This window comes from Mycobacterium sp. IDUB_28 (genome assembly GCF_055419285.1).
Window position 1 is genome coordinate 226072 of record NZ_JBVAXK010000009.1, and the last position, 12542, is coordinate 238613.

The window sequence follows — 12542 nt, forward strand, 5'->3', positions numbered from 1 at the left end:
AAGCTCCTTACTGGATCTGTAGCGACCCGCGCATTGCTGTGCACTGCTCTTTTATTGTCAGACCCTCATCACGTCACACGCGAGGTCAACAGCGAGGACAGCGGCCGGAACGGCTGCAACCATGCTCCCTGCTCGGGTAGCGAATCCAGGCCGATCCGCGGCAGTGGCTCCCGGAACACACCTGCGATGTCCTCCAGGTCGACGAACTCCAAGCTATCCGACGCTAGCGCCCAACTAGCGTGTTCACGAAATCCAAGCACGTGAACAGGGGTTCCGCCGCGCGCCACCTCCTCGAGCGGTAACCGAAAGGCCTGGCCGTCGGCGGAGGCCACCATCAGCGCCGCGAGTCCTTCGCGGTAGCGCAGCTCGATGTGCTCCAGCATGTCGCGGTCGACGTCGCTGTCTTCGTCGATCTTGGGTTTGGCGAAGACGGCGAATCCGACGTTGCGCAGCGCGTCCACCCAGGGCCGGACCACCTCGGCGCTGCCGGGTGCGATGTTGGTGAACACGGTCGCCTCGGGGACGACCCGGACATCGGGTGTCTGCGCCGAGACGTCGGCGGTGCGGGCCAGCAGCCAGCGGCCCAGCGCGTCGAACCGGGGCCGTTCCACCCCGGTCGGCCGACGGCCCAGGATGGAACCCAGACCCATGTCGAGGTTGGGCGCGTCCCACACCAGCAGCACCCGCTGGACCCGCTGTGGGGTGGGGTCGGTGAAGCCGGCCAACCCTTCCTGCGCCAGATCTCCCGCCGCCAGCATCGGGCGGTCCAGGGTTTCCGACGCGGCGGTGCCGACGTCTTCGGTGAGGCTCATCTGATTTCGGGCTTCTTCCATACGAACTCGCAGACGCTGCTGCCTGCTTCCTGGGCCTTCGTCTCGTACTTGGTCATGGGCCGAACCACGGAGATCGGCAGGTATTCGGAGCCGGGGTCGACGCGGACGAGGTGCGGTGCGGGAGCGAGGGCGGCGATGTGCTCGGCGTAGCCAGGGTGATCCGTCGCGACATGCAGGACACCACCGGGGAGTAACCGGTCCGCGATCAGAGCAACCGTGCCCGGCTGAAGCAGGCGCCGCTTGTGGTGGCGGGCCTTGGGCCACGGGTCCGGGAAAAAGACCCGCACGCCGGTCAGCGATGCCGGGGCGATCAGGTCTTTGAGCACGTCGACGCCGTTTCCGCGGATCAGCCGGATGTTCTCGACGCCGGCATCGTCGATGGCGCACAGCAGCTGGGCCAGGCCGCGGCGATAGATCTCCACCGCGATCACGTCGATGTCGGGCTCGGCTTGCGCCATCGCCAGCGTCGATGTCCCGCTGCCGCACCCGATTTCGAGCACCAGCGGCGCGTCCCGGCCGAACCAGGAGCGGATGTCCAGCGGCTCGTCGGCCTGCCGGCCCAACTCCGGCCAGCGCCGCTCCCAGGTTTCGCGCTGGGCGTGGGACAGGGCCGACCGCCGCGACCGGAAACTCGTGGGCGGGAGATAGCCCCAGGGCGTGTCGGGCCGTAGCCCCACCCTGGGTTGCGCGTGCATTTGTCCATGGTGGCTCATGATCGATAGGTGTAGCCGCCTCTGGTCCAGATTGATACCCAACAGTTGCCTTCGGCTGGTAACAGCGGGGACACCTGGCTCGCGGGCCGGCGACGGGGATGCCACCATTCGGTGGGATCGCGAGGAGCGGGAAAAGCAGGGGACAGGAGCCGCACATTTTCGTCGACGAGCTGACGCGGTACGCGCGGCAGGCCACTGACCAGCGGATCAGGGCGCTCGCCGAGCAGGCCGGCGCGCCGTTGCGGGTAGCCGTCCGCGGCCGCCCGGGTGTCGGGGCCCGCACGGTGGCACGTGCGCTGGACCGGGCGTCGGGCATCTCGGTGGTAGCGGCCGGACGCAGCGCGGACCTGGTGGTTCAGGTGATCGCCGACGTCGTGAAACCCGAGGACCGAACGAGCCCGGCGCTGGTGGTGCTGACCAAGGCCGACGTGCTGCGCCTGGCCGGGGACGCCCGGGTGGAAGCGCGTTGCGACCGGCTGGCCGACCACGTCGGAGTGCCGGTATTGCCGATGTGCGGGCTGCTCGCCGTCGCGGCGCTGGACGACCTGGACGCCCGGTGCTGGGCGGCGTTACGGGCGCTGGCCGCCCATCCCGGTGGCCTCAGCTGCCTGGACGGGTCCTTCGACGGGTTCCTGGGAGCACAGCTGCCCGTGCCGGTCGCGGTGCGAACGCAGTTGCTGCGGGTGTTGGACCTGTTCGGGATCGCGCTGGGCGTGGCGGCGCTGCGGCAGGGCGCCGGTGCGGCGCAGGTGCGGGCGCTGTGGCGCCGGGTCAGCGGAGTGGACGCGGTGCTCGAGCGGCTGCTGAGCGCCGGCGCCGCGGTGCGGTACCGGCGGGTGCTGGACGCGGTCACCGAACTGGAGGCGCTGGCCGTTTCCGACCCGGCCGTGGGGGACTTTCTGACCCGCGACGAGACGGTGATCGCCCGGATGGCGGCCGCCCTGGACGTTGTCACCGCCGCCGGCCAGGCTGCCGGCCCGGAGGCGCCGCTGGCGCGGGCGGTGCACTGGCAACGGCACCGCGCTGGGCCGCACGGTGCGTGCGCGGCGGACATCGCCAGAGGCTCGCTTCGGCTGTGGTCGCGCAGCGGCGGCGCGGTGCCCCGGGAGTCGCGATGACCGGCGCGGCACGCGACGATCCGGTCGCCGACGTCGACGCCCTGGTGACGTCCATCGGGTCGAATCTGGATGCACCGGTGGTCAACCGTCGCGACGTGGTGCTGGTGACCGGTCCCTGGCTGGCCGGGGTGACCGGGGTGGCCACCGCACTACGCGAGCGGCTGCCCGAGCACACCTTCGTCGAATCCGCGGAGCTGGCGCCCGGCGCCGCGCCCAAGGCGGTGGTCTTCGTGGTATCGGCGGCGGCCCCGGTGACCGAGTCCGACTGCACGCTGCTCGATGCCGCCGCCGAGAACACCGACGTGGTGGTGGCGGTGGTCACCAAGATCGACGTGCACTATGCGTGGCGCGACGTGCTGGCCGCGAACGTGAAGAAGCTGACCCGGCACGCGCGGCGCTATGCCCGGGTGCCCTGGATAGGGGTGGCCGCGGTGCCCGATGTGGGCGAGCCGCACGTCGACGAACTGATCGCGACGGTCCGCGCGCAGCTGGCTGATCCCGACGTTACCCGCCGAAATCGGTTGCGGGCGTGGGAGTCCCGGTTGCAGAAGGCTGCCCAGCGCTTCGACCGGGACGCCGACGGCGCCGGGCGCCGGGCCCGCGTCGATTCGTTGCGCGACGAGCGCAGCGCGGTGTTGCGGCAACGCCGGGAAACGAAATCCGAGCGGATGATCACGCTGCGCGGTCAGCTGCAGCAGGCCCGCGTGCAGCTGTCGTATCTGGCCCGCGCCCGCAGTTCGTCGGTGCGCACCGAGTTGCAGGAGGACATCGCGGGCCTGCCGCGCCGGGCGATGACCGGTGTCGAGGAGGACGCGCGGCACCGCTTCGAGGAAGTGGTCGCCGAGGTCGGCGCGGCCGTGGACGCCGATCTCGCCGAGATCGCGCGGACGGCGGGCCTGCCGCTGGAGTTAATGCCCCTCGAGCTGCCGCCGGTCCCGATTCCGCCTGCGCAACGCAAAGCGCGACAGCTGGAGACCCGGCTGATGATGGTGTTCGGCGTGGTGTTCGGCCTCGGCGTGGCGCTGACGCTGAGCCGGCTGGTGACCGGTCTGGCCCCGCGGCTGCACCCGGCCTATCTGGCCGGCGGCGTCGCGGCATGCGTCGCGCTCGGATTGGCGATGACCGTCTGGGTGGTGCACATCCGGGCGTTGCTGGGCGATCGCAACGCGCTGGACCGCTGGGCGGGGGAGGCGGCGTCGTCGCTGCGGTCGGTGCTGGAGCAGCTGGTGTCCAGTCGGGTGCTGGTCGGCGAATCGCTGCTGACCAGTGCTGCCGCCGCCCGCGACGAAGTCGAGAATGCCCGGGTGAACGAACAGGTCAGCGTGATCGACGCCGAGTTGCGGGAACACGCGCTGGCCGCGGCCCGGGCCGCCGCGGCGCGTGACCGGGAGAAACCGACCGTGCAGGCGGCGCTGGACGCGGTGCGGACCGAACTGGGCGAATCGGTGGCGCCGCGCAATGGCTCGCGTCCCCGCGTGCCCGGCCCAGCGGGCCCGTCGCGGCCGAAGCCGGATAGTAACTCCGACTGACCGGGCCGGTATCTTCTGAATCGGTCTTGTGAGCAGGCTTATACCCTCCTGGGACTTACCCGACAAGTGATGCGCGTTAATCTGTATAAGAAAGCGTTAAGTGTGCGTGTCGAGCGCGCACCCTCTGGAACCGACGAATACCGAACCGCAGAATTCAGGAGAGTTCGATGACCTCAGCGACCATCCCCGGCCTGGACACCGCACCCACCAACCATCAAGGGCTGCTGTCCTGGGTCGAGGAGGTCGCCGAGCTGACCCAGCCCGATCGGGTGGTGTTCACCGACGGGTCCGACGAGGAGTTCAAGCGGCTGTCCGACCAACTGGTCGAGGCGGGCACGTTCACCCGGCTCAACCCGGACAAGCACCCGAACTCGTTCCTGGCGCTGTCGGACCCGTCCGACGTCGCCCGGGTGGAGTCCCGGACCTTCATCTGTTCGGAGCGCGAAGTCGACGCCGGCCCCACCAACAACTGGAAAGACCCGGCCGAAATGCGGTCGCTGATGAAGGACCTGTACCGCGGTTCGATGCGCGGCCGCACCATGTACGTGGTCCCGTTCTGCATGGGTCCGCTCGGCGCCGAGGACCCCAAGCTGGGTGTGGAGATCACCGACTCCGAGTACGTCGTCGTCTCCATGCGCACCATGACCCGGATGGGCACCGCCGCGCTGGAGAAGATCGGCGACGACGGCTTCTTCGTCAAGGCGCTGCACTCGGTGGGTGCGCCGCTGGAAGACGGCGCCAAGGACGTCCCGTGGCCGTGCAACGAGACGAAGTACATCACCCACTTCCCGGAGACCCGCGAGATCTGGAGCTACGGCTCGGGCTACGGCGGCAACGCGCTGCTGGGCAAGAAGTGCTACTCGCTGCGGATCGCGTCGGCGATGGCCCACGACGAGGGCTGGCTGGCCGAGCACATGCTGATCCTCAAGCTGATCTCCCCGGAGAACAAGGCGTACTACTTCGCCGCGGCGTTCCCGTCGGCGTGCGGCAAGACCAACCTGGCCATGCTGCAGCCGACCATCCCGGGTTGGCGCGCCGAGACCCTGGGTGACGACATCGCCTGGATGCGGTTCGGCAAGGACGGCCGGCTGTATGCCGTGAACCCCGAGTTCGGTTTCTTCGGCGTGGCGCCGGGCACCAACTGGAACTCCAACCCGAACGCCATGCGCACCATCGAAGGCGGCAACACGGTGTTCACCAACGTCGCGCTGACCGACGACGGCGACGTGTGGTGGGAGGGCCTGGAAGGCGACCCGCAGCACCTGATCGACTGGAAGGGCCGCGACTGGACGCCGGGCAACGGCGAGAAGGCCGCGCACCCCAACTCCCGGTACTGCACCCCGATGTCGCAGTGCCCGATCCTGGCGCCAGAGTGGGACGACCCGCAGGGCGTGCCGATCTCCGGCATCCTGTTCGGCGGCCGTCGCAAGACGACGGTGCCGCTGGTCACCGAAGCCCGCGACTGGCAGCACGGCGTGTTCATCGGCGCCACCCTTGGCAGCGAGCAAACCGCCGCCGCCGAGGGCAAGGTCGGCAACGTGCGCCGCGACCCGATGGCCATGCTGCCGTTCCTGGGCTACAACGTGGGCGACTACTTCCAGCACTGGATCGATCTGGGCAAGAACGCCGACGAATCCAAGCTGCCGAAGATCTTCTTCGTCAACTGGTTCCGCCGCGGCGACGACGGCCGCTTCCTGTGGCCGGGCTTCGGCGAGAACAGCCGGGTGCTGAAGTGGATCGTGGACCGGATCGAGCACACGGCGGGTGGCAAGACCACCCCGATCGGCACGGTCCCGGCTGCTGAGGACTTGGACCTGGACGGTCTGGACGTCGACGCCGGTGACGTGGCGGCTGCCCTGGCGGTCAACGCCGACGAGTGGCGCGAGGAACTGCCGCTGATCGAAGAGTGGCTGGAGTTCGTCGGCGAGAAGCTGCCGACGGGCGTCAAGGACGAGTTCGACGCCCTGAAGGAGCGTTTGTCGCAGGCCTGATCGCTGGAAGGCACGAAGCCCCGTCGCACCCCTGTGGCGGGGCTTTTGCCTTCTTGCTTCCATGGTGGTTTGCCACATTTATTGTTTCGGGCGGCCGAACTAATCGATATGGCGGCTTGATCAGCAGATCTAAGGCGACCCTTTGTTAGAAAATCGTAGCCTCGCTAAGTTGCCATGTGCTGAGAACCGGGTTACCGTCTAAGGCATCGAAGGGGAGTAGTTCCAGTTCGTCGGCCTCGGCCGGCGGCGGCGGATGGTCGACATACTGGCGATTTCAGCTTTCAGGGGCGCCCGGTCATCCACCGGAGAGTTTTCCGGCGAACGAGACCTTCGGCCAGGCCATCCAACCGCCGAACCGAAGGAACCACCCGCATGACCCTGCTGGCCGAACGCCGCAAGACCCGGACGCCCGCGGACACGCTGCTGCGTTCGCTGCTCCTCACCCTGGCGTTCATCGCCCCGGCGCTGGTGGTCCGCTTCGTCGGACTGCACCCGACCCCGGTCATCGCGTTGGTGATCTACGGCGCGGCGGTGGTCGCGGCGAGCTTTCTGCTCGCCTGGGCAGCCGAAGCCGCGCAGGTCGATGTCTCCGGCGGGCTGGCCGTCGCCGTCCTCGCCCTGATCGCGGTGTTGCCGGAATACGCCGTCGACCTCTACTACGCGTACCGGTCCGGATCGCACGCGGAGTACGCGCAGTACGCGGCGGCCAACATGACGGGATCCAACCGGCTGCTGATGGGCCTGGGCTGGCCGGTCGTGGTGCTGCTGGGGCTCTGGGTGGCCCGCCGGGTGAGCGGACACAAGGCGGCCGCCCTGACCCTGGGGCGCGGAAACCGGGTCGAGCTCGGCTTCCTGCTGATCGCCGGCGTGGTCGCGGCGATCGTGCCGGCGACCGGTCGCATCTCCCTCACGCTCGGCCTGGCGTTGCTGGCCTGGTTCGGGTTCTACCTCTACAAACTCAGCCGCGGCGAGGTCGAGGAGCCCGAGCTGATCGGGACGGCCGCGGCCCTGGCCGCGCTGCCGCACCGCGCCCGTCGCGGTGGTGTGGTCGCGATCTTCGTCTTCGCCGCCATGGTGATTCTGGCCTGTGCGCAGCCGTTCGCCGAGAGCCTGATCGGGGCCGGCACCGATCTGGGGGTCGACCGGTTCCTGCTGGTGCAGTGGCTGGCGCCGCTGGCGTCCGAAGCACCGGAGTTCGTGATCGCGATCATCTTCGCGGCCCGCGGCAAAGGCACGGTGGCCATCGCGACGCTGATCTCGTCGAAAGTCAACCAGTGGACGCTGCTGGTCGGCTCGCTGCCCATCGCCCACCTGGCCGGCGGCGGCGGATCCGCGCTGGTGCTGGACGTCCGGCAGATCGAGGAGATGCTGCTGACCGTGACGCAGACCCTGATGGGTGTGGCGTTGCTGCTGGCGCTGCGCTTCCACCGACACCTGGCATGGGCACTGCTGGCGCTGTTCCTGGTGCAATTCGCGGTCCCGTCAACCGAAGGCCGGTTGGTGCTCAGCGGCGTCTACGCCGCAGTGGCTGTCGCTGGGCTGGTCGTGCACCGGCGCCAGTTGATTCCCACGCTGCGAGCGCCGTTCGCCAGGGCGTGACGGCCGGGTCGTAAAGTCGGCCCATGCAGATTCGTCCGCACGCACAGGCATATCCCGGCAAACCGGCCGTCATCCTGCATCCGTCGGGCACGGTGGTGACGTTCGGCGAACTCGAAGCGCGCGCCAACCGGCTGGCGCACGCCTTCCGTCAGGCGGGGCTGCGCGAAGGCGACGCGGTGGCGATCCTGATGGAGAACAACGAACACCTGCACGCGGTGATGTGGGCGGCGCGCCGCAGCGGGCTGTACTACGTGCCGATCAACACCCATCTGACCGCCGCCGAGGCGGCCTACATCGTCGACAACAGCAACGCCAAAGCCATCGTCGGGTCCGCCGCGCTGCGGGAGACCTGCGCCGGGTTCGGCGACCACCTGCCCGGCAGCCTCCCCGGTCTGCTGCTGATCGCGGACACCGATCTGGACGGTTGGCAGCGATACCCGGAATGCGTTGCAGAGCAACCGGATTCACCGATCGACGACGAGATCGAAGGGGACCTGCTGCAGTACTCCTCGGGTACCACCGGCCGGCCCAAAGGCATCAAACGCGAACTGCCGCACCTGCCGCCGGCGGAGGTGCCAGGCATGATGGCGGCGCTGGTCGGGTTCTGGATGGACTCCGACACGGTGTATCTGAGTCCGGCGCCGCTGTACCACACCGCCCCCTCGGTGTGGTCGATGACGGTGCAGGGCGCCGGACTGACCACCGTGGTGATGGAGAAGTTCGATCCCGAGCAGACGCTGGCTGCCATCGAGCGTTACCGGGTGACCCACGGCCAGTTCGTGCCGGCGATGTTCGTCCGGATGCTGAAACTGCCGGAGGCCGTGCGTAACTCGTACGATCTGTCCAGCCTGAAACGGGTGATGCACGCCGCCGCGCCGTGCCCGGTGCAGATCAAGCAGCAGATGATCGACTGGTGGGGGCCGATCGTCGACGAGTACTACGCTTCCTCGGAGGCGATCGGTTCGACGTTGATCACCGCCGAGGACTGGCTGACGCATCCCGGCTCGGTGGGCAAACCCATGATGGGTGCCTTGCACATCGTCGGCGAAGACGGTGCCGAACTGCCCCCCGGCCACCCCGGCGAAATCTATTTCGAAGGCGGGTACTCCTTCGAGTACCTCAACGACCCGTCGAAAACCGCTGACTCACGCGACAAACACGGCTGGATGACCGTCGGCGACATCGGCTACCTCGACGAAGAGGGCTACCTCTACCTGACCGACCGGCGACACCACATGATCATCTCCGGTGGAGTGAATATCTATCCGCAGGAGACGGAGAACCTGCTGGTCACTCATCCGAAGGTGTTGGACGCGGCGGTGTTCGGGGTTCCCGACGACGAGATGGGCCAGCGGGTGATGGCGGTCGTGCAGACCGTCGATCCGGCCGACGCCACCGATGAGTTCGCTGACGAACTGCTCGGTTGGCTACGAGATCGGTTGGCGCACTACAAATGTCCGCGAACGATCGCTTTCGAGGCAACACTGCCGCGTACCGACACCGGCAAGCTCTACAAGAACCAGCTGGTCGACAAGTATTCATGATGCGGGCCGTCGACCTGCGCAGCGCCCCCGCGCCGGACGATGCGGCGCTGCCGGGTGTGATCGTCGCCCACGGGTCGGTCGACAACGAATACTGGCTCGATGCAGCGACTTTCACCCTGACCGAGCATCCCTGCCCCGATCGCCGGGTGGTCACCGTGGACTCGGTTGCCGACACGCTGGCCGAACTGGCGGCGCGCTGTGCGCGCTGGCCGCACGCCAGCACCATCTGTGACGATGTGTTGCGGTGCGTCCAACCCGGGACGTCGGCCGGATTGCTGACCGAATCGCTGGCCTATTCCACGCTGCAGGCCGGTCCGGAATTCGCGCGCTGGCTTGCCGAACGCGGTCCCGCGCGACTGCCGGACAGCGCCGATCCGGTTGCGGTGCAACGCGAAGACGACATACTGCGAATCGACTTCAACCGGCCCGCCCGGCACAATGCCTTCTCCACCGACACCCGGGCGGCCCTGCTCGAGGCGCTCAGCGTTGCACAGCTCGATGACTCGGTCACCGGAATCGTGTTGGGCGGCAACGGTCCGTCGTTCTGCAGCGGCGGCGACCTCGCCGAGTTCGGTACCTTCGCCGACCCGGCCGGTGCGCACCTGGCCCGCACCCGGCACAGCCCGGCGCTGGTACTCGACGAGCTGACCGGCCGGCTCGGGCGAGCCTGCCGCGCGCAGGTGCACGGACAGGTGCTGGGCAGCGGTCTGGAGATGGCCGCGTTCTGCGGATGGGTGGTGGCGCAGCGCGATTCGGTGTTCGGGCTGCCGGAGCTGAGCCTGGGGTTGATCCCCGGCGCCGGCGGCACGGTGAGCGTCACACGGCGCATCGGACGCTGGCGCACCGCGTATCTGGTGCTCTCCGGCCGGACGATCGACGCCGAAACCGCCCTGGCGTGGGGGCTGGTGGACGAGCTCGCGGCTGCGTAGCGGTGCCGCTCAGAGGCCGCCGCGGGCCACCAGCTGCGCGGCAATCACATTGCGCTGAATCTCGTTGGTGCCCTCGCCGACGATCATCAGCGGCGCGTCCCGGAAGTAGCGTTCCACGTCGTACTCGGTGGAGTAGCCGTAACCGCCGTGGATCCGCACCGCGTTCAACGCGATCTCCATGGCTACTTCGGAGGCGAACAACTTCGCCATGCCCGCCTCCATGTCACAGCGCTGCCCGCTGTCGTAGCGTTCGGCGGCGTAGCGGGTCAGTTGCCGGGCGGCGGTGAGTTTGGTCGCCATGTCGGCCAGATAGTTGCCGACGGCCTGATGTTTCCAGATGGGCCGGCCGAAACTCTCGCGTTGCTGGGCGTAGGCGAGCGCGTCGTCCAGCGCGGCGGTGGCCACGCCCAGCGCGCGGGCGGCAACCTGGATGCGACCCGTCTCCAGGCCTTTCATCATCTGGGAAAAGCCCTGTCCCGCAACGCCACCCAATATTGCCGAGGCAGGCGTGCGGTAACCGTCGAAGGACAGTTCGCACGACTCCACGCCTTTGTAACCCAACTTGGGCAGGTCGCGCGACACCGTCAGGCCCGGCCCGTGCTCGACCAGCAGCACCGAAATGCCCCGGTGCCGCGGTGTGGCCCGCGGATCGGTCTTGGCCAGCAATGCGACCAGGCCGGACCGGCGGGCATTGGAGATCCAGGTCTTGGCACCATTGACCACCAACTCGTCGGCGCCGTCCGGCAGCGCCGTGGTGGCGATGTTCTGCAGATCGGAACCACCGCCAGGTTCGGTGAGCGCCATAGTGGCCCGTAGCTCACCGGTTGCCATCGGCGGCAGGTACTTTCGCTTCTGCTCCGCGGTGCCGAACAGGGTGAGCAGCTTGGCGACCACCGTGTGCCCGCCCATCGCGCCGGCCAGGCTCATCCAACCCCGGGCCAACTCCTGGGTGACCAGCACATAACACGGCATCGACACCGGTGATCCGCCGTACTCCTCGTCGATGGCCAGGCCGTAGATGCCGATTCGCTTCATCTGGTCGATCCACGCCTCCGGGTAGGTGTTGGCGTGTTCGACCTCGCGCACCGTCGGCTTCACGTCGCGGTCCACGAAGGCCCGCACGGTGGCGACCAGCATCGCCTCCGCGTCGTCCAGGTCGTAGGGTTCGTTGCTCACCGTTACCGCCCTCCCGCGTGCACCCTCGGGTGCACAGCCTGCCAGCATGAGGCGTTGTGACATACGGGTATGCGGCCATCCGGTCCGGTGGAGCCTTCTTCGACGACCTTTCGGTGGGCCAGGTGTTCGACTGGGCGCCGTCGGTGACGCTGACGGCCGGCCTGGCCGCTGCCCATCAGGGCATCGTGGGCGACCGGCTGCGCCTGGCGCTGGACGGCACCCTGTGCACCGCGGTGACCGGGGCGCCGGCTGCCCTGGCGCACCCGAGCCTGGTGTGCAACGTGGCGATCGGACAGTCGACGCTGGCGACTCAGCGCGTCAAAGCCAACCTGTTCTACCGCGGCCTGGCGTTCCACCGATTCCCGGTGATCGGTGACACCCTCTACACCCGCACCGAAGTGGTCGGACTGCGCGCCAACGCCGCCAAGCCCGGACGCGCGCCGACCGGGCTGGCGGCGCTGCGGATGACCACCATCGACCAGGCCGACCAGCTGGTGCTGGACTTCTACCGCTGCGCCATGCTGCCGGCCGGCCCGGGCTGGCAGGGCACCGACCGGGCCGACGACCTGTCCGCGATCGGTACCGAGCCGGTGGTGCCGGCCGTCAGTCCCACCGAGGCCTGGGACGGGGCGGCCTACCGGCGCCGGGTGCCCGGTCCGCATTTCGATCCGGCGATCGCCGGCGCGGTGCTGCACAGCACCGCAGACGTGGTCACCGGTGCGCCGGAACTCGCCCGGTTGACCCTCAATATTGCTGCGGTGCATCATGATTCGCGGGTGGGCGGACAGCGGCTGGTGTACGGGGGACACACCATCGCGCTGGCCTTCGCGCAAGCCAACCGGTTGCTGCCGAATCTGGTCACGGTGCTGGGCTGGGAGTCCTGCGACCACACCGGGCCGGTGCGCGAGGGCGACACCCTGTACAGCGAACTGCACGTCGAATCCGCTGCGGCGACACCGAACGGCGGCGTGTTGCGGTTGCGGTCGCTGGTCTATGCGGCTGGCGACGCGCCCGACGAGCCGGACCGGCCCGTGCTGGACTGGCGGTTCAGCGCGCTGCACTTCTGACTGGATAGCAGGCCGACCGTCCAGCCTCGCTGCTGGACCGGAC

Annotated in this window: 10 protein-coding genes; 7 read left to right on the forward strand and 3 right to left on the reverse strand. The window is 68.6% G+C overall.

Annotated features, from left to right (window positions below; genetic code table 11):
* Positions 1 to 68: 68 nt before the first annotated feature.
* Entirely contained in the window at positions 69 to 812 is a 744-nt protein-coding gene (locus tag ACZYZ9_RS19915; protein WP_463827988.1) for an NYN domain-containing protein, read from the reverse strand.
* Complete coding sequence (trmB, locus tag ACZYZ9_RS19920; RefSeq protein WP_463827989.1) at positions 809 to 1546, reverse strand: tRNA (guanosine(46)-N7)-methyltransferase TrmB; 738 nt, start codon at positions 1544 to 1546, stop codon at positions 809 to 811. Before trmB ends, ACZYZ9_RS19915 begins: the two co-directional genes overlap by 4 nt.
* A gap of 98 nt (positions 1547 to 1644) precedes the next feature.
* Between trmB and ACZYZ9_RS19925 the strand changes: the two genes are divergently transcribed.
* The 6 genes from ACZYZ9_RS19925 (at position 1645) to ACZYZ9_RS19950 (ending at position 10256) form a co-directional block, all read left to right on the forward strand.
* Complete coding sequence (locus ACZYZ9_RS19925; protein ID WP_463827990.1) at positions 1645 to 2664, forward strand: hypothetical protein; 1020 nt, start codon at positions 1645 to 1647, stop codon at positions 2662 to 2664.
* Positions 2661 to 4193, forward strand: coding sequence for a hypothetical protein (locus ACZYZ9_RS19930; RefSeq protein ID WP_463827991.1), 1533 nt, complete (start codon positions 2661 to 2663; stop codon positions 4191 to 4193). The genes ACZYZ9_RS19925 and ACZYZ9_RS19930 overlap by 4 nt, the downstream gene beginning before the upstream one ends.
* 167 nt (positions 4194 to 4360) lie before the next feature.
* Complete coding sequence (locus ACZYZ9_RS19935) at positions 4361 to 6184, forward strand: phosphoenolpyruvate carboxykinase (GTP) (protein ID WP_463827992.1); 1824 nt, start codon at positions 4361 to 4363, stop codon at positions 6182 to 6184.
* A 372-nt stretch (positions 6185 to 6556) separates the two neighbouring features.
* Positions 6557 to 7783, forward strand: a complete 1227-nt coding sequence (locus ACZYZ9_RS19940; protein WP_463827993.1) for a sodium:proton exchanger — start codon at positions 6557 to 6559, stop codon at positions 7781 to 7783.
* A 23-nt stretch (positions 7784 to 7806) separates the two neighbouring features.
* Positions 7807 to 9327, forward strand: a complete 1521-nt coding sequence (fadD4, locus tag ACZYZ9_RS19945; protein ID WP_463827994.1) for a fatty-acid--CoA ligase FadD4 — start codon at positions 7807 to 7809, stop codon at positions 9325 to 9327.
* A complete protein-coding gene (locus ACZYZ9_RS19950) occupies positions 9324 to 10256 on the forward strand; it encodes an enoyl-CoA hydratase/isomerase family protein (protein ID WP_463827995.1) in 933 nt (310 codons plus the stop codon). Before fadD4 ends, ACZYZ9_RS19950 begins: the two co-directional genes overlap by 4 nt.
* Positions 10257 to 10265: 9 nt before the next feature.
* Here ACZYZ9_RS19950 and ACZYZ9_RS19955 read toward each other — a convergent pair whose 3' ends face one another.
* The gene (locus ACZYZ9_RS19955) at positions 10266 to 11393 is read right to left on the reverse strand and encodes an acyl-CoA dehydrogenase family protein (protein ID WP_463828029.1); all 1128 of its coding nucleotides are present in this window, start codon (positions 11391 to 11393) and stop codon (positions 10266 to 10268) included.
* A gap of 95 nt (positions 11394 to 11488) precedes the next feature.
* On the opposite strand from ACZYZ9_RS19955, the gene ACZYZ9_RS19960 reads away from it, so the two are divergent.
* On the forward strand, positions 11489 to 12499 hold the full coding sequence (locus tag ACZYZ9_RS19960; RefSeq protein ID WP_463827996.1) for a MaoC family dehydratase: 1011 nt from the start codon (positions 11489 to 11491) through the stop codon (positions 12497 to 12499).
* Positions 12500 to 12542 lie beyond the last annotated feature (43 nt).